The sequence below is a fragment of the Pseudorhodobacter antarcticus genome (assembly GCF_900110135.1).
In the GTDB taxonomy this organism is placed as follows: Bacteria; Pseudomonadota; Alphaproteobacteria; order Rhodobacterales; family Rhodobacteraceae; genus Pseudorhodobacter; species Pseudorhodobacter antarcticus.
The window spans coordinates 1-19,372 of the sequence record NZ_FOCO01000021.1; the positions used below are offsets into that span (position 1 = coordinate 1).

21 protein-coding genes are annotated in these 19,372 nt (G+C 56.5%); 16 read left to right on the forward strand and 5 right to left on the reverse strand.

All coding sequences use genetic code 11. The annotated features are described in order from the left end of the window. The coding region (locus BMY36_RS11395; RefSeq protein WP_175469292.1) for a transposase at positions 1–268 on the reverse strand (268 nt) is incomplete at its 3' end. 204 nt (positions 269–472) lie between these two features. Here BMY36_RS11395 and BMY36_RS19225 point away from each other — a divergent pair. The 3 genes from BMY36_RS19225 (at position 473) to BMY36_RS11415 (ending at position 3,524) form a co-directional block, all read left to right on the forward strand. Continuing rightward, a complete protein-coding gene (locus BMY36_RS19225) occupies positions 473–1,951 on the forward strand; it encodes a flagellar hook-length control protein FliK (RefSeq protein ID WP_175469293.1) in 1,479 nt (492 codons plus the stop codon). A 4-nt stretch (positions 1,952–1,955) separates the two neighbouring features. After that, complete coding sequence (locus BMY36_RS11410) at positions 1,956–2,633, forward strand: flagellar hook capping FlgD N-terminal domain-containing protein (protein ID WP_139194023.1); 678 nt, start codon at positions 1,956–1,958, stop codon at positions 2,631–2,633. 150 nt (positions 2,634–2,783) lie between these two features. Beyond that, complete coding sequence (locus tag BMY36_RS11415; protein WP_074818748.1) at positions 2,784–3,524, forward strand: phosphotransferase; 741 nt, start codon at positions 2,784–2,786, stop codon at positions 3,522–3,524. Here BMY36_RS11415 and ubiB read toward each other — a convergent pair. Then, a complete protein-coding gene (gene ubiB / locus BMY36_RS11420) occupies positions 3,507–5,036 on the reverse strand; it encodes a 2-polyprenylphenol 6-hydroxylase (protein ID WP_050521540.1) in 1,530 nt (509 codons plus the stop codon). The genes BMY36_RS11415 and ubiB overlap by 18 nt on opposite strands. Continuing rightward, positions 5,037–5,789 (reverse strand): bifunctional demethylmenaquinone methyltransferase/2-methoxy-6-polyprenyl-1,4-benzoquinol methylase UbiE, encoded by a 753-nt coding sequence (gene ubiE, locus BMY36_RS11425; protein ID WP_050521539.1) that lies wholly within the window; start codon positions 5,787–5,789, stop codon positions 5,037–5,039. A 98-nt stretch (positions 5,790–5,887) separates the two neighbouring features. Between ubiE and mutM the strand changes: the two genes are divergently transcribed. The 9 genes from mutM (at position 5,888) to gyrB (ending at position 15,876) form a co-directional block, all read left to right on the forward strand. Further along, positions 5,888–6,739: a bifunctional DNA-formamidopyrimidine glycosylase/DNA-(apurinic or apyrimidinic site) lyase gene (mutM, locus tag BMY36_RS11430; RefSeq protein WP_050521538.1), complete on the forward strand. Its 852-nt coding sequence runs from the start codon at positions 5,888–5,890 to the stop codon at positions 6,737–6,739. A 62-nt stretch (positions 6,740–6,801) separates the two neighbouring features. Then, complete coding sequence (locus BMY36_RS11435; protein WP_050521537.1) at positions 6,802–7,578, forward strand: enoyl-CoA hydratase; 777 nt, start codon at positions 6,802–6,804, stop codon at positions 7,576–7,578. A 163-nt stretch (positions 7,579–7,741) separates the two neighbouring features. After that, entirely contained in the window at positions 7,742–8,017 is a 276-nt protein-coding gene (gene rpsT / locus BMY36_RS11440) for a 30S ribosomal protein S20 (RefSeq protein WP_050521536.1), read from the forward strand. A 523-nt stretch (positions 8,018–8,540) separates the two neighbouring features. Beyond that, entirely contained in the window at positions 8,541–9,884 is a 1,344-nt protein-coding gene (gene dnaA, locus BMY36_RS11445; RefSeq protein WP_050521535.1) for a chromosomal replication initiator protein DnaA, read from the forward strand. Positions 9,885–10,008: 124 nt separating this feature from the next. After that, positions 10,009–11,127 (forward strand): DNA polymerase III subunit beta, encoded by a 1,119-nt coding sequence (gene dnaN, locus BMY36_RS11450; protein WP_050521534.1) that lies wholly within the window; start codon positions 10,009–10,011, stop codon positions 11,125–11,127. A 73-nt stretch (positions 11,128–11,200) separates the two neighbouring features. Beyond that, a complete protein-coding gene (gene recF, locus BMY36_RS11455; protein WP_050521533.1) occupies positions 11,201–12,292 on the forward strand; it encodes a DNA replication/repair protein RecF in 1,092 nt (363 codons plus the stop codon). Then, on the forward strand, positions 12,289–12,714 hold the full coding sequence (locus BMY36_RS11460) for a VOC family protein (protein ID WP_050521532.1): 426 nt from the start codon (positions 12,289–12,291) through the stop codon (positions 12,712–12,714). Before recF ends, BMY36_RS11460 begins: the two co-directional genes overlap by 4 nt. Positions 12,715–12,769: 55 nt before the next feature. Then, complete coding sequence (locus BMY36_RS11465; RefSeq protein ID WP_331458168.1) at positions 12,770–13,330, forward strand: LysE family translocator; 561 nt, start codon at positions 12,770–12,772, stop codon at positions 13,328–13,330. A 92-nt stretch (positions 13,331–13,422) separates the two neighbouring features. Continuing rightward, on the forward strand, positions 13,423–15,876 hold the full coding sequence (gene gyrB / locus BMY36_RS11470) for a DNA topoisomerase (ATP-hydrolyzing) subunit B (protein ID WP_050521531.1): 2,454 nt from the start codon (positions 13,423–13,425) through the stop codon (positions 15,874–15,876). Between the two features lie 52 nt (positions 15,877–15,928). On the opposite strand, the gene efp is transcribed toward gyrB, so the two are convergent. Beyond that, entirely contained in the window at positions 15,929–16,495 is a 567-nt protein-coding gene (gene efp, locus BMY36_RS11475) for an elongation factor P (RefSeq protein WP_050521530.1), read from the reverse strand. A gap of 103 nt (positions 16,496–16,598) precedes the next feature. On the opposite strand from efp, the gene epmA reads away from it, so the two are divergent. The 4 genes from epmA to BMY36_RS11495 are packed head-to-tail and all read left to right on the forward strand — an operon-like array spanning position 16,599 to position 19,017. Beyond that, on the forward strand, positions 16,599–17,645 hold the full coding sequence (gene epmA, locus BMY36_RS11480) for an EF-P lysine aminoacylase EpmA (RefSeq protein WP_050521529.1): 1,047 nt from the start codon (positions 16,599–16,601) through the stop codon (positions 17,643–17,645). Positions 17,646–17,705: 60 nt separating this feature from the next. Next, the gene (pgsA, locus tag BMY36_RS11485) at positions 17,706–18,329 is read left to right on the forward strand and encodes a CDP-diacylglycerol--glycerol-3-phosphate 3-phosphatidyltransferase (protein WP_050521528.1); all 624 of its coding nucleotides are present in this window, start codon (positions 17,706–17,708) and stop codon (positions 18,327–18,329) included. After that, the gene (gene moaD / locus BMY36_RS11490) at positions 18,326–18,574 is read left to right on the forward strand and encodes a molybdopterin converting factor subunit 1 (protein WP_139194024.1); all 249 of its coding nucleotides are present in this window, start codon (positions 18,326–18,328) and stop codon (positions 18,572–18,574) included. Before pgsA ends, moaD begins: the two co-directional genes overlap by 4 nt. Next, positions 18,574–19,017: a molybdenum cofactor biosynthesis protein MoaE gene (locus BMY36_RS11495; protein WP_050521527.1), complete on the forward strand. Its 444-nt coding sequence runs from the start codon at positions 18,574–18,576 to the stop codon at positions 19,015–19,017. Before moaD ends, BMY36_RS11495 begins: the two co-directional genes overlap by 1 nt. On the opposite strand, the gene BMY36_RS11500 is transcribed toward BMY36_RS11495, so the two are convergent. Further along, a complete protein-coding gene (locus tag BMY36_RS11500; protein ID WP_050521526.1) occupies positions 19,018–19,359 on the reverse strand; it encodes a DUF2794 domain-containing protein in 342 nt (113 codons plus the stop codon). Positions 19,360–19,372: the final 13 nt, after the last annotated feature.

A 19,372-nucleotide genomic window follows, 5' to 3' on the forward strand; every position in this document is an offset into this window, starting at 1 on the left:
CCGCCCAATCCAAGTCGATCAGGTGCAGGAGGCTCTCGACAAACCCCGTCGTCTGCCGCAGCGCCATGCCGAACAGTACTTTCATCGTCAGACATGTCTGGATCGCAGCGTCACTGTAGTCGGGCTGTCGGCCACGTTTTCCGGTCGGCGCAGCCTCCCAGGTCATGGTGGGATCGAACCAAATCGTCAGCGAGCCACGACGCTTGAGCGCTTCGTTATAGGCGGACCAGTTCCTGGTCTTGTAGGCGAGGGGTGTCGGTTTACTCATACCACACAGCTACCATGCTGGATTCACAAGATGAATCCCTCATGGGATTTGTGCAACAGAGCCACGCAGCCCGACGGTCATAGCAGCCCAGTTGTGCCAATTGACGCTCCTCCGAAAGCAGCGACCGTATGGGATCTTCGCACTACACAAACAGCTAATCTTTCCGGGCCAACCACAATGGACCCCGTCTCTCAAGACGCCTTGATGGATAATGATTTTTGGATGGCAGGATCCATTTCGGCGCAAACCCCTCAAGGGGTCCTAAACGAAAACACCATGGCCACAACCGCAGCAGCCATAGTTTCTAATCAAGCAATCAATGCCACATCTGACCCCATGCGCGCGCCCGACCTGCAAACAAACCGTGAGGCGCATTCCCCTACGAGGAAAGATCTTTCGCAGCAAAGCATTGAAATACAAAGCGCAATCAGTCGGTCGGATGATGGTCCAACCGTCGCTGTTCAAATTGGTGACAATCCAAAAGCAACTGACGTTAAGGTTATCGCCTCACAAAGCGTCGCCTTCAACAATACCCAAGCAATTCAGCACAGCACCAATGCGGGTTTTGGTCCCCACACGATGCCAATTATCATTGCAGGCCTCGACCCCATTTTGATCGCCGTGCAACATTCCGAAACTGGTGTGCTGGCAGATCAGAAATCCGCCCAAAACAAATTCGCATTGGGCATACATGCTGACGCAAAAATGACCATGCGACCAGACTTTCAATCGATTGACTCATCTCAGCCAATTAATCCAACAGCACCACGCCTACAGGCGGCGGCTAGACATTGGGGGAGCGAACTCTCACCCCCACCTGCAGCTGTCAAAGTTGACTTGCCCCTCTCGACAGAATCGCTTCCTGATGGCGCCATCCCGTTGCAGTTGCCGCAGGCCACAGCACCAAATCAAATTGAGATAAAAACAGCTTCTGCAAACGTGCAATCATCTGCCCCCCCATTGGCACAAATTATTTTTGACATCAAAACGACGACACACGTTGGAAAATCAAACTCCGGGCGCAGCGATTACACTTCAATATTGCAAAAAGAACCTCCACTGTTCCCCCACGTTTCTCACATACAAACAAATGGACTGGCCGCATTAGCCGCCACTACGCCGCCCCAACAGGGCATCGCGGGGGCAATGCGTCCGTTGGGGGATTTGGCAAAACATATCCAGCCAGACCTCACATCATTTGATGAAAATCGCCCGATAACCTGGCTTCAATCTGCCGCAACATCTAATCCAACGCTCGCCCCGCCCGCAGGGTCGCAAAGCACGCCTCTTCCGCTGTTAGCACTCGCAACCCAACTAAAGGACCATGTTAAGTTGGGCAAACCAGGCTTGGTAGAGCTTTCCCTCACGCCCCAGGAGCTAGGCCAAATCAAACTCCTCTTAACACCAGACGGCGATAAAATTCGGATTGTGATCCATGCAGAACGTCCTGAAACGATGGATTTGATGCGCCGAAACGCCGAAAGTTTCATAACCGATCTGCGCCAATCCGGCTTCAGCAACCCCTCCCTCAGTTTTGCAAATTGGGGTGACGCCCCAAAAGGGGATCAGCGTCAACAAAATACAGAAAACAGCCAGTCCCAAAGCGCACCCTTTGCTGCGCCCAAATCGATTACGCCCCAGAACATCGTGCCACCACGCAATGGGTTAGACCTGCGGGTGTAACCCATTGCTATTCTCAGAAAGAACAAACATGCAAATAACGACATCGCCTTTTGTCCCTGCTCCCGCGACACAGACCACCGCCCCCAGCAAGATATCTTCAGACTTTGACACATTCCTCAAAATGCTGACGGCCCAAATTCAGAATCAAGATCCCATGAACCCAATTGATTCTGCCGATTACGCGGTCCAGTTGGCTACATTTTCCAGCGTTGAACAGCAGACTTTGACGAATCAAAAGCTCGATGCGCTTGCCGGTCTTATGAATGTTCAAGGCATGGCGCAGTTGGCCTCTTGGGTTGGACAAGAGGCGCGCAGCGCGGCCCCAGTGTTCATGGAAGGCAACGCCGTCACGCTTTCCCCCACCCCTCAAATGGGCGCAGACCGCGCGGTCTTGGTGGTCCAAGACGCCAATGGAAACACCGTCGCGCGTGAGGATATTCCCCAAAATCGCGCGCCCTACTCTTGGACTGGCACCGATATCACGGGAACCCCCCTGCCAAAGGGCACCTACACATTAAGCTTGGAAAGCTACAATCAAGGGCTGCGAATCGGGACAAGCGCCGTCGAAAGCTACGGCCGTATTCACGAAATTCAGACAAGACCAACGGGCCCACGCTTGATTCTCGCTGGTGGCGTATCGCTGTCCGCCGATCAGATCACTGCCCTGCGCAGCCCGATTTGAGGCGGCGCCCCCTTGCCCCAACACCGTTGCGCGATATAGCGTTACGTCGACATGATGACCTTAAATTACACGACTTCCCCCCCACCAAAGGCCTTGATGAACGAGGTCAGCGATATAATGCCCATCACAAAAGACGCATGGCAGCCGTTGATGGGGGGGCGTGTGAACTGCCTGTGGAAAGTAGGGCAAATTGTAGTCAAACAGTATGCCAAAAATGGCAATAGCCCCTTGTTTCCAAATGATCCTAAAGCCGAGGTAACGGCGTTGGCTCTGCTTGCACGCTCCGGCCTTTCCCCCACTCTCTTGGCCCACGGACAAGATTGGATTGCTTACAAACATTTACCCGGCCACACTTGGCAAGCGGACCCGGCAACCGTTGCGACCGCACTGAAAACATTGCACGCTATTGATCCGCTTGCCATGCCGCTGCGCGTTGCCCCGAATGGCAGCGTGCCTCTTTTGGCGCAGGCAATCGCGATTGCCAATTTGTGTTCGGGACCCCTTCCACCGCCACCACCAGACCTGTCCATTCCAGAAACGTCGGCCCGGTTGATCCATGGTGACGCGGTTCCCGGCAATATGATCCATCACAATGGCAAGATCACGTTGATTGATTGGCAATGCCCCGCCCTTGGCGACCCGACGGAAGATATTGCAACTTTCCTGTCGCCCGCGATGCAATGGCTATATCGTGGCTCCGCGCTGACCATTCAGGAAATCAGCGTTTTTCGGTCAAACATGCCCGCCAAAACAATGGCGAGGTACGATCTTTTGGCCCCGCTTTACCATTGGCGTATGGCTGCGCATTGCCTTTGGAAATCAGAACAAGGTGCTACAGATTATGCTATGGCGCTTCAGATGGAACTGGCTGCGCTACAGGCTTTGCCCTAAAAATACTCCCGATAGCGCAAGCGCGGCACCCAAAATAACCCAAACCATCGGAACCCAAAATTTCGGCTTGAGGGATACGGGCTGAGGTTGCGATTGGCGGACCAACTGCGCCTCAACCAGCCGTGGCAATTTGGGTCCGAACCGCGCCAAAACCAGAACTGTTTTCTGCAAATCCCGCAGCAATGCCTTTGGCCCCACGTTATCCTTGATATAACTTTCGACCACAGGCCGCGCATCCAGCCAAATGTTGATCTGCGGGTTCAGACCGCGCGCCACCCCTTCCACCACAACCATCGTGCGCTGCAAAAGGATCAGTTCAGTCCGTGTTTCCATCCCGAAACGTTCAGTAACTTCAAACAAATAGGCCAACAGTCGCGCCATTGAAATCCGTGTGGCATCCATCCCAAAAATCGGTTCACCCACCACGCGCAGCGCGCGCGCAAATTCATCAATATCACGGTCGGCAGGCACATAGCCCGCTTCAAAATGCACCTCCGCCACGCGTCGATAATCGCGGCGAATAAAACCGAACAAAATCTCGGCATAGACACGTCGGGTGTATTCGTCCAGCCGCCCCATAATCCCGAAATCAAAGGCGATAATATCGCCATTCGCCGCAACCTTCAGGTTGCCTTGATGCATATCTGCATGGAAATATCCGTCGCGCAGTGCATGCTGCAAAAATAGTTGCAGCACGCGCGTTGCAAGCTTATTTCGGTCCAGCCCAGCCGCATCAATCGCGACATTGTCCGACATGCTCATGCCCTCAGCCCAGTCCATCGTCAGAACTGTGCGCCCGGAAAAATTCCAAATCGGCTTTGGCACCTGAAAACCGGCGTCGTCAGCGGTATTGGCCGCAAACTCCCCCGCTGCTGCGGATTCCAGCCGCAGGTCCAATTCGCCCTGCACCACGCCGTCAAAATGCGTGACAACATCCATCGGCCGCAGCCGCCGCGCAGCGGGTGACAGAAATTCTATCACCCCAGCCGCAAAATAAAACGCGTCTATATCTTTGCGAAACGCCTTTTCAATGCCCGGCCGCAGCACTTTCACTGCAACGTCAGCCCCGGTGTCTGCCAAGGTCGCACGATGCACTTGCGCGATGGATGCCGCCGCAACAGGGTCTGAAAATGCCGAAAAAACCTGATCAACTGGCATCGCCAATTCGGCGGCAATCATGTCCTTCGCTACTTGGACCGGAAAGGGCGGCAGCTTGTCCTGCAGATATTTTAGCTGCAAGGCCAGTTCATCCCCCACAACATCGGGGCGCGTGCTCAGGATTTGGCCAAACTTGATATAGGCCGGGCCCAGCGCCGTCAGCGCACGGGTCGCGGGCGGCAGCGCCGGATCACCGCGCAGCCCCAACCATTTGAACGGCCAGCCCAGCACCCGCGCAACAAACCGCAAGCGCGGCGGGGCGTCAAACGCCTCCAACACCACACCAATCGCGCCTGTGCGTTCAAACGTGGCCAGCGTGCGCACCAGCCTAATGATGTTATGCGGGCCGCGCACCTACAGCTTCCACCCGGAATGAAGGGCGGCCACACCCATGGTCAGATTGCGATATTTCACTTGGTCAAAACCCGCCTCCCGGATCATGGCCGCAAACATTTCTTGATCCGGAAACTTGCGTATACTTTCGACAAGGTACTGATAGCTGTCTCGATCATTCGCTATCACTTGCCCCATCACCGGGATTACGTTGAACGAATACAGATCATACGCCTTTTGCATCGCAGCATTCGGCAGCTGGCTGAACTCCAGCACCATCAACCGCCCACCGTGCCGCAGCACGCGGTACGCCTCAGCCAGCGCATCGGCCACTCGCGTCACGTTTCTGATGCCAAAGGATATCGTGTATATGTCAAAACTGTTATCGGCAAAGGGCAGCGCCATCGCATCGCCAACCACCCATTCCAGCGCATCCGCCATGCTGCCCGCTTCGGCGCGTTGGCTACCCTCTACCAACATGCTTTCGGTCATATCGCACACGGTGGCCTGCGCGCCCGGCGCGCGTTTCAAAAACCGAAACGCCACATCCCCGGTCCCGCCCGCCACATCCAAAAGCTTTTGCCCCGGACGCGGCGCCAGCCAATCCATCATCGCATCTTTCCAAATGCGGTGGATACCGAATGACATTGCATCATTCATCACATCATATTTACTGGCCACCCGCGTAAACACGCCATGCACCATGCCGGCCTTTTCGACCTCATCGACGGTTTGAAAGCCGAAATGCGTGGTTTTCTGATCAGTCTCGGTCATGGCTTTGCTCACTGCACTCTTGCGATTGGTCGCTCACCTCTCTTTATAGGGGGATGGCGCGGCGCTGCAATGCGCCCATCTGTCCGAAAGGCGATACAATGCCCGAACTGCCCGAAGTTGAAACTGTCCGCCGTGGGCTGGAACCTGCAATGACAGGCCAAACCATCACACATGCGGCGGTGAACCGCCCAGATTTGCGCTGGCCCTTTCCGCCGCGCATGGCAGAACGCCTTACGGGTGCTAAAGTGATCGCGCTGCGGCGGCGGTCCAAATACATTCTTGCCGATCTTTCGACAGGGGAATCGCTGCTGATGCATCTTGGCATGTCTGGCCGCATCCTGATTTCTGGCGTCTTGCAGGGTGATTTTCACCACGACCACCCCGCCCCGGCGAAACACGATCATGTTGTGCTGACCATGGGCAATGGTGCGCGGATAACCTTTAACGATGCCCGCCGATTTGGCGCGATGGACCTTTTGGACACGGGGTTGGGTGACGCCCATCCGCTGCTGGCCAGCATCGGGCCAGAACCCTTTGGCAACGGCTTTAACGAGTCCTACCTAACCCAACGCCTGAAAAACCGCGCCACCCCCATCAAATCGGCATTGTTGGACCAGCAAACCGTCGCAGGTCTTGGAAATATCTATGTTTGCGAAGTGCTTTACCGCGCGGGCCTGCATCCGGCACGCAAAGTCGGCGATTTGCCCGCCACCATTGTCGCGGGCCTTGTGCCCCTGATACGCGATGTGCTGGCCGAGGCGATTGAGGCAGGCGGTTCCTCCCTGCGCGATTACCGTCAGGCCGATGGCGAGCTGGGCTATTTCCAGCACCGCTTTCGCGTTTATGGTCGTGAAGGTGAACCCTGCACCACACCAGAATGCACCGCCGACATTCAGCGCATCGTGCAATCTGGCCGCTCCTCTTTCTTCTGCCCGCAGTGTCAGAGATGACTTGAACCTGCCCGCCGCCCTGTTACAGACTCCCTCGCAAGACAAATCCAAAGGAACCTCAGATGGCCTATGAAACACTGATCGTTGAGATCGAGGATTATATCGCCCTGATCAAGCTGAACCGCCCCGAGGCGCTGAATGCTCTGAATTCCAAAATGCTTGGCGAATTGGCGACTGTTTTGCAGGCCGCCGATGCCAATGACAAAGTTCGCTGCATCGTCATCACCGGGTCAGAAAAGGCATTTGCCGCGGGCGCAGACATCAAGGAAATGGCCGAACAAAGTTTTGTGGATGCCTACACCGCCAACCTTTTTGGCGGTATTTCCGATGCGATTTTGGAAATTCGCAAACCCATCATTGCCGCCGTATCCGGCTATGCGTTGGGTGGCGGCTGCGAACTCGCCATGGCTTGCGATTTCATCATCGCCGCTGATACTGCAAAATTTGGCCAGCCTGAAATCAACCTTGGTGTGATCGCTGGCTTTGGTGGCAGCCAGCGCCTCACCCGCTTTGTTGGCAAATCAAAATCAATGGATATGCACCTGACAGGGCGCAACATGGACGCAGCCGAGGCGGAACGCTGCGGCCTTGTGTCCCGCGTTGTGCCCGCAAAATCCTTGATCGAGGAGGCGATGAAAGCCGCAACCAAGATCACTGAAAAATCCCTCATCACCGCAATGGCCGCAAAAGAAGCGGTAAATCGCAGCTATGAAACGACCCTGCGCGAAGGTTTGTTGTTTGAACGCCGCTTGTTCCACTCGATGTTTGCCACCGAGGATCAAAAAGAGGGCATGGCCGCTTTCTTGGAAAAACGCACCCCGCAGTTTCGCGACCGCTGACAAATAGCCCTTCCCAACCTGTGATTCTTGCCTTATACGCCGCGATTGAAATGCGCGTGGGCCCGCTTAAGGCAAGAATCATTTTCGCTGATATGGGCGGAAGTCTTGGGTCTATTGTGTTTACCGAAACAAAACTGATCCAGACGAATAGGAATTCTGTCCCATGGCCAATACATCCCAATCCAAAAAACGCGCCCGCCAAGCTGACGCCCGCTATGACGTTAACAAAGCTCGCCGTTCGCGCATCCGCACCTACCTGCGCAAAGTTGAAGAGGCGATTGCGTCTGGCGACCAGACAGCCGCAGCTGCAGCCCTGCGCGCCGCACAGCCAGAATTGGCCCGTGGCGTGACCAAAGGCGTTCTGCACAAGAACACAGTGTCGCGCAAAATCTCGCGCCTCGCATCGCGCGTGAATGGTTTGGCCGCACCTGTCGTCTGACCTGTTCCCAACAGGTCATGATCGGTCCATATTTAGCCAACCAGATGAATACACATAGAAAAAGGCGCACTCTTGGTGCGCCTTTTTTCGTTTTAAGACGGCAGAAAACGCCCATGCGTGGCCAATTTGCACAGGCCACCAGATTCGCTTTGATCAAATACATGTCAACAGAGAAGATCGGTTGCTCTGCCCCCAATCGGGTTGCTACGTTCCCTAAGCGATTCACGTCGTCCTGGGGGACAAGATGTAAGCGCGTTCTGAAAGGATAAGGCAGGTTTGCCCCGCGGCTTTTTGCGGTGCTTTATTTTTTTCGGTACGGGTGCATTTGGATACACGGTCTGCCTGTTTGCGGGTCTGTGTTTTCAGGTGTTTCCCGCTACAGCGTTGCTGTGGCGGGCTTGTATTTTTTGTCGTTGGGCACATCCCGCTTTTGCGCGGTTGTGTCTAAGCCTGTCGTCGCGTGTTGCATCACATTCGTTTCGTCCACCCGGGCGAAATGTAAAGCCGATAGACAGGTAGTTGTATGACGAATGAAGGCTGGGCTGAAATCCGGGAAACCTTGCGCGCACGGGTGGGCAAGGACAATTACATCACTTGGATCGAACCGCTGAAATTGTCCGCCCTGTCTGGGGGCGTTGCGAACTTTTCCGTCCCAACCACGTTTTTTGGGGATTGGGTAAAACGCAATTTTGCCGACCAAATTCTACACCAATTGCACCGCTCGGGCGCAGAGGTGGACCGCGTCGAATTTGCCCTTGAACGAAACCCAAACCCAGCGCCCAAACCCACTGAACCTGCGCGCAAACGCGCTACAGACGAAAAAGAAGTGCCGGGCGCGCCCTTGGATACCCGCTTTACCTTTGACAGCTTTGTGGTGGGCAAGCCAAACGAGCTGGCGCATGCCGCTGCACGCCGCGTGGCCGAAGGGGGGCCTGTCACCTTTAACCCGCTGTTTTTATACGGCGGCGTTGGCCTTGGCAAAACCCACCTGATGCATGCGATTGCCCATGAATTGCAGCAGCGCCAACCAGAATTGCGCGTGCTGTACCTGTCAGCCGAACAATTCATGTACCGGTTTGTGCAAGCCCTGCGCGAACGGCAAGTCATGGATTTCAAAGAGCTTTTCCGTTCTGTCGATGTGCTGATGGTTGATGACGTGCAATTCATCGCCGGAAAAGACAGCACACAAGAAGAGTTTTTCCACACGTTCAATGCACTGGTCGATCAAAACAAACAGATCGTCATTTCTGCCGACCGCGCCCCCGGCGAAATCAAAGGCCTAGAGGAGCGTATCAAATCGCGCCTGCAATGTGGTTTGGTCGTTGATCTGCACCCGACCGATTACGAACTGCGCCTTGGCATCTTGCAACAAAAAGCCGAATTTTATCACACCCAGTACCGTGATCTGGTGATCGCGCCGGGCGTGCTGGAATTTTTGGCCCACCGCATTTCCACGAACGTCCGCGTTCTCGAAGGGGCGCTAACCCGCCTTTTCGCCTTTGCCAGCCTTGTGGGCCGCGAAATCACGCTGGACCTGACCCAAGATTGCTTGGCCGACATCCTGCGCGCATCAGATCGCAAAATCACTATTGAGGAAATTCAGCGCAAAGTGGCGGAACATTTCAACATCCGCCTGTCCGATATGATTGGCCCGAAACGCGTGCGTACCATCGCGCGCCCCCGCCAAATCGCGATGTATTTGTCCAAACAGTTGACCAGCCGCAGCTTGCCAGACATTGGCCGCCGTTTTGGCGGGCGCGATCACACGACCATCATGCACGGCGTGCGCAAGATCGAAGAGTTGATGACCGCAGACAGCCAATTATCAGATGATCTGCAAATGCTTAAACGCCTGCTGCAGGGGTAATTCGAAAATAGGGGGCATCACGCCTTTGCCCTTGTGAAAGCCCGAAAAACAGCTAAATTTGACCTCCCTATGGCGTAAGTTGTGGGGGCATGCAGCCAGCACCAAGACGACAAAGGGACGGAACATGAAGATCAGCATCGAACGCGGCACGCTTTTGAAAGCGGTCAGTCAGGCCCAGTCTGTGGTTGAGCGGCGCAATACCATTCCAATCCTTGCCAATGTGCTGATCGAGGCGGAAGGCGACAGCGTCTCCTTCCGCGCCACCGATCTTGATATCGAAGTGGTGGACCGTGCCCCCGCCGTGGTGGAACGCCCGGGTGCAACCACCGTTTCCGCCGTTATGCTGCATGAAATCGTGCGTAAATTGCCGGATGGTGCGCTGGTGAACCTGTCCGAAGATGCCGCCTCTGGCCGTCTGACGGTGACAGCGGGTCGGTCAAATTTCAACCTTGCAACATTGCCCAAGGAAGATTTTCCGGTCATGGCAAGCTCAGAATATTCCTGCAACTTCTCGGCCAAGGCCCCTTTGCTGCGCCGGTTGTTTGACAAGGCCAAATTTGCCATTTCGACCGAAGAAACGCGCTATTATCTGAACGGCGTTTATATGCATGTTGCAACCGGGGATGATGGCCCGGCCCTGCGCTGCGTGGCAACCGATGGGCACCGCTTGGCCCGCATTGACGCCCCATTGCCCGATGGTGCAAGTGAGATGCCAGGCGTGATTGTGCCCCGCAAAACGGTGAATGAATTGCGCAAACTGCTGGATGACGATGACGCGATGATCGCGGTATCCGTTTCGGAAACCAAGGTGCGTTTTGCAACATCGGTAATTTCGCTGACCTCCAAAGTGATTGATGGTACTTTTCCGGACTATACCCGGGTGATTCCAACCGGAAACACAAAACGGCTGGAGGTGGACGCCTCTGAATTTGCCAAGGCAGTTGACCGTGTGGCAACCGTTTCATCCGAACGCTCGCGTGCTGTGAAGTTGTCACTGGATGAAGATCGTCTGGTCTTGTCCGTAAACGCGCCCGATTCCGGGGCTGCCGAGGAAGAATTGGCCGTAGCCTATTCTGACGAGCGGTTGGAAATTGGTTTCAATGCGAAATATCTGCTGGAGATCGCCAGCCAAGTGGACCGTGAAAACGCGGTGTTCATGTTCAACTCCTCCGGTGATCCGACCTTGATGCGTGAGGGGAACGACACCTCTGCCATTTATGTCGTCATGCCGATGCGCGTTTAATCAGCGCCACACTTTACACCAAAGTCGGGGGGCCGGCCCCCCCGAGGTATTTTTACCAAGATGAAAGGCAAGCATGTCCGGTTTGTCGATCATTGATCTTTCCCTTTCGCATTTCCGCAGTCACCGCGCAGCCAGAATTGGGTTTGATGGGCGTCCTGTTGCGCTGATTGGCCCAAACGGGGCGGGAAAAACCAACATTCTTGAAGCGATTTCCCTGTTGTCACCCGGTCGCGGCTTGCGGCGTGCCGGAGCGGAGGAGTTGTCACGCAAGCCCGAAGCCTTGGGTTGGAAGATCACTGCGTGTTTGCACGGGACAAACGCCGACCATGAGGTGGAAACGGGGGCCGAAGCTGGGCAGACGCGCAGTGTGCGAATTGATGGCAAGGCCGCGACGCAGGTGTCGCTGGCCCGCATCACCCGGGTGTTATGGTTGGTGCCCGCGATGGACCGTTTATGGATCGAAGCGGCGGAAGGGCGGCGGCGTTTTTTGGACCGCATGACCCTTAGCTTTGCGCCCGACCACGCTGAAGCGGTTTTGACCTATGAAAAAGCCATGCGCGACCGCAATCGCCTGCTGAAAGATCAGGTGCAAGACGCGCATTGGTATCGTGCCTTGGAAGCGCGGATGGTTGATGCCGCAACACAGATTGAAGGCAATCGCGCGGCCACGCTGCGCCGTCTGTCCACTGCGCAGAATGATGCAGATACCGCCTTTCCCAGTGCCGCCCTGACACTCGTCAATCCAGAACCGACGGATGATCTGGCATCTGCGCTGGTCGAAGGGCGTCGGCGGGATATGGCTGCGGGGCGAACCTTGGTTGGGCCGCACCGTGCCGATCTGTCGGGCATTTATGCCGACAAAGGTGTCGCTGCCGATCAATGTTCGACAGGCGAACAAAAAGCGCTGCTAGTCAGCCTGATCCTGGCAAATGCCCGCGCTTTGGCCCAAGATTTGGGGGCCGCCCCCATCTTGTTGCTGGATGAGGTGGCGGCCCATCTTGACGCCCCGCGCCGCGCCGCACTTTATGACGAAATCTGCGCATTGGGGGCGCAGGCCATCATGACAGGAACCGAAAGTCAATTGTTTGACACCCTTGGTTCGCGGGCGCAGGTCTTTGCACTGACAGAAACTGCCAACCAGTCCCAGATTAAGGAAATCCAATGACCCCTCAGCGCATCACCCTTATCACCCTTGGTGTCGCGGATCTGGGCCTGTCGCGTGCCTTTTATGCCCGTTTAGGCTGGCAAGAACACAGTGAAAGCAGCGAAGCGGTGGCATTTTTCCAGATGCACGGCGCGGCGTTGGGCCTGTTTCCTGTAGCAGAATTGGCAAAGGATCAAGGGCGCGCCGGGGCAGCCCTTGGCACAGGTGCGATCACAATGGCCCAAAACTTTGCGACCGATGCTGATGTGGATGCAGCCTTTGCGGCCGCGATCGCAGCCGGGGCAACGGCAATCAAATCCCCAGAAAAGGTGTTTTGGGGTGGGTATTCCGGCTATTGGGCGGACCTTGATGGCCATGTTTGGGAGGTGGCAATGAACCCGTTTTGGTCGCTGTCTGATGATGGCAGCCTTACTCTGCCATGACCGTTAGCCTCCACGAACTTCTTCTTTATGCCGGGGGCATGCGCTGTTGTGGCTGGTGCCCGGCCCGGTTTGGGTGGCCCTGACCGCGCGTGCGTTGTCGGGCGGGTTTGCTGCAGCATGGCCCTTGGCGATTGGGGTGGCCCTGGGCGATCTGATCTGGCCATTGGCGGCGATCTTTGGGCTGTCGTGGGTCGTATCGGTTTATGGCGGGTTTATGGACGCGCTGGCATGGGCGGCGGTGGGTGTGTTTGTCGTAATGGGCGTGGCCTTAATCCGCAAACCCGCCCCTCCCCTTGGCACCGACAGCCGCATGACTCGCCCCGGCATGTGGGCAGGGTTTGCCGCGGGGGTCGCCGCCGTGATGGGCAACCCCAAAGCAATTTTGTTTTATATGAGCGTGCTACCCGGCTTTTTCGACCTTACCCGCCTCACTGCCACCGACATTGCCGCCATCCTTGCGATTTCTGCTATCGTGCCGGCTGTGGGGAACATAAGCCTTGCGCTGTTTTTGGACCGCGCGCGCCGCCTCCTCGCCTCCCCCCGCCGCCTGCGCCGTTTGAACATAACTTCCGGCGTTTTATTGATCTGCGTCGGGCTGGTGATCGCCCTGACCTGACGCTGCCAACAAACCGCTAAATCTTGTGTGTTGCGCGTGACATTCCCCCCTGAAACGCCTATAAAAAAGGTCAGAATTCAAGGAAAGTCCGTATGACTGAAGAAGCCAACAAGCCCGCAGAATATGGCGCGGATTCCATCAAAGTTCTCAAAGGGTTAGAGGCGGTTCGCAAACGTCCTGGCATGTATATTGGCGATACCGATGATGGGTCGGGCCTGCACCATATGGTGTATGAAGTCGTCGACAACGGCATCGACGAAGCGCTGGCAGGTCACGCCACCGCGGTCACCGTCAAAATCCACGCCGACAGCTCCGTTTCTGTGCGCGACAACGGTCGGGGCATCCCAGTGGATATCCACAAGGAAGAGGGCGTTTCAGCCGCCGAAGTCATCATGACCCAGTTGCATGCGGGCGGTAAATTCAACAACACCGACGATTCCGGCAACGCCTACAAAGTGTCAGGCGGTCTGCACGGCGTTGGTGTGTCCGTGGTCAACGCCCTGTCGGATTGGCTGGAACTGCGCGTCTGGCGCAATGACAAAGAATACTTTGCCCGGTTTGAAAACGGCGATTGCGTGGAACATGTGCGCGAGGTTGGCCCTGCCCCCGGCGAACGTGGCACCGAAGTGCGCTTTATGGCCTCTGCCAAAACCAACCGTGCCGATGGTACGTTTTCCGACCTTGATTACAGCTTCAAAACGCTGGAAAACCGTCTGCGCGAACTGGCTTTCCTAAATTCTGGCGCGCGGATCATCTTGATTGATGAACGCCCCGCCGAACCCTTGCACACCGAATTGTTCTATGAAGGCGGGGTGCGCGAATATGTCAAGTATCTTGACCGCTCCAAAACCTCGATCATGCCGGACCCGATCTATATTATCGGCGAAAAGGGCGGCATCGTGGTCGAAGTGGCGATGTGGTGGAACGACAGCTACTTTGAAAACGTCCTGCCTTTCACCAACAACATCCCCCAGCGCGATGGGGGCACCCATTTGGCTGGCCTGCGCGGCGCACTGACCCGTACCATCAACAATTATGCGCAATCCACCGGGATCGCGAAAAAGGAAAAGATTGATTTTACAGGCGATGATGCGCGTGAAGGGCTAACCTGCGTGTTGTCCGTCAAGGTGCCCGATCCGAAATTTTCCAGCCAAACCAAAGACAAGCTGGTCAGTTCCGAAGTGCGCGCCGCGGTTGAAGGCATGGTGAACGAAAAGCTGTCCGAATGGTTTGAAGAAAACCCCAGCATCGCAAAAATCATCGTAGGCAAGATCATTGAGGCTGCTTTTGCCCGCGAAGCCGCCCGAAAAGCCCGCGATCTGACCCGCCGCAAATCACCTTTGGACATTTCCAATTTGCCCGGCAAACTTGCCGATTGCCAAGAAAAAGACGCCTCCAAGGCGGAGCTGTTTCTGGTCGAGGGGGATTCGGCTGGTGGCTCCGCCAAACAGGGCCGCAGCCGCCAAAACCAAGCCGTTTTGCCGCTGAAAGGTAAAATTCTGAACGTTGAACGCGCACGGTTTGACCGGATGCTGGGGTCCCAGGAAATCGGCACCCTGATCACCGCCATGGGCACCGGAATTGGCCGCGATGAATTTAATCTGAAAAAACTGCGCTACCATAAAATCGTCATCATGACCGACGCGGACGTGGATGGCGCGCACATACGCACGCTTCTGCTCACCTTCTTTTTCCGCCAAATGCCTGATTTGATTGAGGCGGGGCACCTTTATATCGCCCAGCCCCCCCTCTACAAAGTCGCACGCGGCAAGTCTGAGGTGTATCTAAAAGACCAGATGGGCCTAGAGGATTATCTGATCGAACAGGGCGTTGACGGGGCCGTGCTGCGCATGTCCTCGGGCGAAGATATCGCAGGCAGCGACCTGACCCGCGTGATCGAAGGCGCGCGTCAGTTTCGCCGAATTTTGGACGCCTTCCCAACGCATTATCCGCGCAACATCCTTGAACAGGCCGCCCTTGCGGGTGCCTTTGATGCGGGCCGCGCCGATGCCAACCTGCAATCGGTGGCCGATAATGTTGCCAAACGTCTGGATGCCATCGCCACAGAATATGAGCGCGGCTGGACCGGGCGCATCACCCAAGATCACGGCATCCGCCTAGCCCGCGTCCTGCGCGGCGTCGAGGAAATCCGCACCCTCGATGGTGCTGTCCTGCGCTCGGGTGAGGCACGGCGCCTCTCCCAAGTCTCTGCCCCGCACCGCGATGTCTACAACGGCAACGACGCCAATCTGGTGCGCAAAGATCGCAACACCCTGATCAACGGCCCAATTGACCTGCTGAAAGCCATTCTCGCCGAAGGTGAAAAAGGCTTGTCCTTGCAACGTTACAAGGGCTTGGGCGAAATGAACCCCGAACAGCTGTGGGAAACGACCCTCGACCCCGAGGCGCGCACATTGCTGCAAGTGAAGGTAGAGGATTTGGCCGAGGCTGACGACATTTTCACCAAGCTGATGGGCGATGTTGTGGAACCCCGCCGCGAATTTATCCAGCAAAACGCCCTCAGCGTGGAACACCTCGACTTCTAAAACACAAAAGGCCCCGCAAATCAGCGGGGCCTTTTTTTACATACAACAGATCTTAATCCTTGGCGCGTTCCACATAGGAATTGTCCTCGGTGTTGATCACAATCCGTGTGCCAACCCCGATATGCGGCGGCACCATCACGCGTACTTTTTCATCGCAGGTCGCGGGCTTATAGGATGATGACGCGGTTTGTCCCTTCACCACAGGCTCCGTCTCCGTCACTTCAACGGTCAAACGCTGCGGCAGTTCAATCGCGATGCAAACGCCGTTAAACGTTTTCAACGACACTTCCAGCCCGTCTTTCAAAAACACCGCTGTGTCACCAATCACGTCATCTTGCACCGACAATTGGTCAAAGCTCACAGGCTCCATGAAATGGTAACCTTCGCTGTCCGCATACAGAAAGTTATACTTGCGCTCATCCACATGCGCGCGCTCCACCTGCTCGGTCGTGCGCCAGCGTTCGGACACTTTCACACCGTCCAAAATCCCGCGCATGTTCACCGATGTCGTCGGCGTACCCTTCCCGGGATGAAAGTTTTCTGCAGTCAAAACGACATACAGCTTGTCGTTCATCTCAACGACATTACCCTTGCGCAGCGAGGAGGCGATGACTTTCACGCGAATTTCCTTGTAACTGTGGCACCATACGCCTAATGCGCGGACCGATTGCGCTAGGCATTAGCGTATCTTGGCCGAAATCTCCAGATCAAAGGCGCGAAACATGACAAATCCGGTGAACTGGTGGCACCCCACCGCACATGAAGGCCGCCGCCCCGCCCTTTTGGCCCGAAACCGCATCCAAGCGGCCCTGCGCACATGGCTTGCGGCCAACGATTTCATCGAGGTAGACCCAAGCGCTTTGGCCATAAGTCCGGGAAATGAGGCGCATCTGCATGCGTTCCAAACCACCGCAATTGGCAATGATGGTGCGCCCCACGCAATGTTTCTGCACACCTCCCCCGAATTTGCGATGAAAAAACTGCTGGCCGCGGGCGAGGCCCGCATCCACGCGTTCGCCCATGTCTGGCGCAACCGAGAACGCGGCCCTTTGCACAGCCCGGAATTTACCATGTTGGAATGGTACCGCGTGGGTGACGATTACAGCGTGCTGATGGATGATTGCGCCACCTTCCTACAACTCGCGCTGACTGCGGCAGGCAGCGCCCAGCTTCGCTATAAATCCTACACTTGCGACCCCTCCCTGCCCTACGACCGCCTGTCGGTCGCCGATGCCTTTCAGCGCCACGCTAACATCGACCTTCTCTGCACAATCGCACCAAACGGCGACACCGATGCGCCTGCCCTTGCCGCCCAAATGAGTGCACAAAACATCCGCCACGCGCCCGATGATACATGGTCCGACATGCTGTCGCGCATCCTGTCCGAACGGGTCGAACCCCATCTTGGCCACGGCCGCCTCACCATGCTGGACCGCTACCCGGTCCCCGAGGCGGCGCTCGCCCGCCCCTGCCCCGCTGATCCCCGCTGCGCCGAACGGTTTGAGGTGTATGCCTGCGGCGTCGAACTCGCCAACGGCTTTGGCGAACTCACCAACGCGCCCGAACAACGCCGCAGGTTCACTGCGGAAATGGACGAAAAACAGCGCGTCTACGGCCACCGCTATCCGCTGGATGAAGATTTCTTAACCGCCCTGCCCCATATGCCCCACGCTTCCGGCATCGCAATGGGGTTCGACCGCGTCGTGATGCTCGCCACTGCTGCACCCTCTATCGACCATGTGATCTGGGCCCCTGTTCCAAACCCATAAGCCGCCCACGCACGGAAATGCCCCTTCCCCCCGCGCGCGCGCTGCGCTACCAATCAGGGTATGAAGTGGACGTTGCCAAACATTCTTACCGTCCTACGCCTGCTCGCCGCCCCCGGTGTTGCGGTGATGTTTCTTTATTTCCAGCGCCCATACGCCGATTGGTTCGCGCTCACGCTGTTTGTGCTGGCCGCGATCACCGATTTCTTTGACGGTTACCTTGCCCGCCTTTGGAAACAGGAAAGCAAATTCGGCGCGATGCTGGACCCAATCGCAGACAAGGCGATGGTGGTCATCGCGATCATGGTCATCACCGGATATTCCGGGATGAACCCGTGGCTTATCCTGCCCGCCACCGTGATTTTGTTCCGTGAGGTGTTCGTCTCCGGCCTGCGCGAATTTCTGGGGGCCAAGGCAGGCTTGCTCACCGTCACAAAACTCGCGAAATGGAAAACCACCGCGCAAATGGTCGCAATCGCGGTCCTGTTTCTCGGCACCGGCCTTGCCTATCTTGAAGATGGCCGCCCCCCCCGCGCGGGCGAAGGCGAATTGCGCACCATCCTGTCCCCCGCCGCAATGGCAACCCACGCCGGCATGGCACTGATCTGGATTGCAGCGCTGCTAACAGCCGTCACCGGATGGGATTATTTTCGAAAAGCATTGCCGCATCTGAAAGACGATAAATGATTGATATCCTTTACTTCGCATGGGTCCGCGAACGTATCGGCCTGCCGCGCGAACGTCTGGAAACCAACGCCGCAACCGTGGCCGATCTTATCGCCGAACTCAGCGCACACGAAGATCGCTACGCCGCCGCATTCGCCGATCTTTCCGCCCTGCGCGTGGCCGTTGACCAAGAGTTATCCGATTTCAACGCCCCCCTCACCGGCGTGCGCGAAATCGCAATTTTCCCCCCCATGACGGGCGGCTGATGCGTATCATCGTGCAACCTGACCCGTTTGACATGGGGGCAGAGGCGACAGCCTTTACCGCCACCGCAAAAGGCGCAGGTGCCATTGTCACCTTTACGGGAATCACCCGCGACAACGCGGCGGGCGACCTTCAAGCAATGGAAATTGAACATTACCCCGGTATGACCGAACGCGCGCTAAATGACATGGCGCATCAGGCCATGACGCGTTGGCAGTTGATAGACTGCCTTGTGATCCACCGCCACGGCCGCCTTTTGCCCAACGATCCCATCATGATGGTCGCCACCGCAGCGCGCCACCGCGCCGATGCCTTTGCCGCCGCTGAATTTCTAATGGACTACCTAAAATCCCGCGCACCGTTTTGGAAACGCGAAATCACCGCCAGTGGCACCGATTGGGTTGCCCCGCGGGATGAGGATGAGGCCGCGCTAAAGCGTTGGTAATCAGTCCACCGAATGGATTTGCTTGCGTTCCAAAACCCGCAACACCATCGCCAAATCTTGGCCGCGCCGCATCACATGCCCGTCCATCCCCACAACAGCATACATCCCTTGCCGATTGCGCAGTTTCGGGCGCTTTTCAATCCGGTACAGTGGATGTTCCGCCGTGCGCCGAAACACTGAAAAAATCGCCACTTCGCGCAGCGTTGAAATGCCGTAATCGCGCCATTCACCGCTGGCCACCATCCGGCCATACAGCGATAAAATCACCCCCAACTCGCGTCGGTCAAAACTGACCTGCTCGGGGATATTGGCGTGAAACTGGATTGGCGGCTCTGCACTCATGCGGACCAGCTTA

Bases quoted from the DNA above. Each gene is read 5' to 3' on its own strand.
- BMY36_RS11435 (WP_050521537.1), top strand. From the start codon at position 6,802: ATGGCCTATGAAACACTGATCGTTGAGATCGAGGATTATATCGCCCTG.
- dnaN (WP_050521534.1), top strand. From the start codon at position 10,009: ATGAAGATCAGCATCGAACGCGGCACGCTTTTGAAAGCGGTCAGTCAG.
- gyrB (WP_050521531.1), top strand. From the start codon at position 13,423: ATGACTGAAGAAGCCAACAAGCCCGCAGAATATGGCGCGGATTCCATC.
- pgsA (WP_050521528.1), top strand. From the start codon at position 17,706: ATGAAGTGGACGTTGCCAAACATTCTTACCGTCCTACGCCTGCTCGCC.
- rpsT (WP_050521536.1), top strand. From the start codon at position 7,742: ATGGCCAATACATCCCAATCCAAAAAACGCGCCCGCCAAGCTGACGCC.
- dnaA (WP_050521535.1), top strand. From the start codon at position 8,541: ATGACGAATGAAGGCTGGGCTGAAATCCGGGAAACCTTGCGCGCACGG.
- recF (WP_050521533.1), top strand. From the start codon at position 11,201: ATGTCCGGTTTGTCGATCATTGATCTTTCCCTTTCGCATTTCCGCAGT.
- BMY36_RS11495 (WP_050521527.1), top strand. From the start codon at position 18,574: ATGCGTATCATCGTGCAACCTGACCCGTTTGACATGGGGGCAGAGGCG.
- epmA (WP_050521529.1), top strand. From the start codon at position 16,599: ATGACAAATCCGGTGAACTGGTGGCACCCCACCGCACATGAAGGCCGC.
- BMY36_RS11500 (WP_050521526.1), bottom strand. From the start codon at position 19,359: ATGAGTGCAGAGCCGCCAATCCAGTTTCACGCCAATATCCCCGAGCAG.
- BMY36_RS11460 (WP_050521532.1), top strand. From the start codon at position 12,289: ATGACCCCTCAGCGCATCACCCTTATCACCCTTGGTGTCGCGGATCTG.
- BMY36_RS11415 (WP_074818748.1), top strand. From the start codon at position 2,784: ATGGGGGGGCGTGTGAACTGCCTGTGGAAAGTAGGGCAAATTGTAGTC.
- moaD (WP_139194024.1), top strand. From the start codon at position 18,326: ATGATTGATATCCTTTACTTCGCATGGGTCCGCGAACGTATCGGCCTG.
- mutM (WP_050521538.1), top strand. From the start codon at position 5,888: ATGCCCGAACTGCCCGAAGTTGAAACTGTCCGCCGTGGGCTGGAACCT.
- ubiE (WP_050521539.1), bottom strand. From the start codon at position 5,789: ATGACCGAGACTGATCAGAAAACCACGCATTTCGGCTTTCAAACCGTC.
- BMY36_RS19225 (WP_175469293.1), top strand. From the start codon at position 473: ATGGATAATGATTTTTGGATGGCAGGATCCATTTCGGCGCAAACCCCT.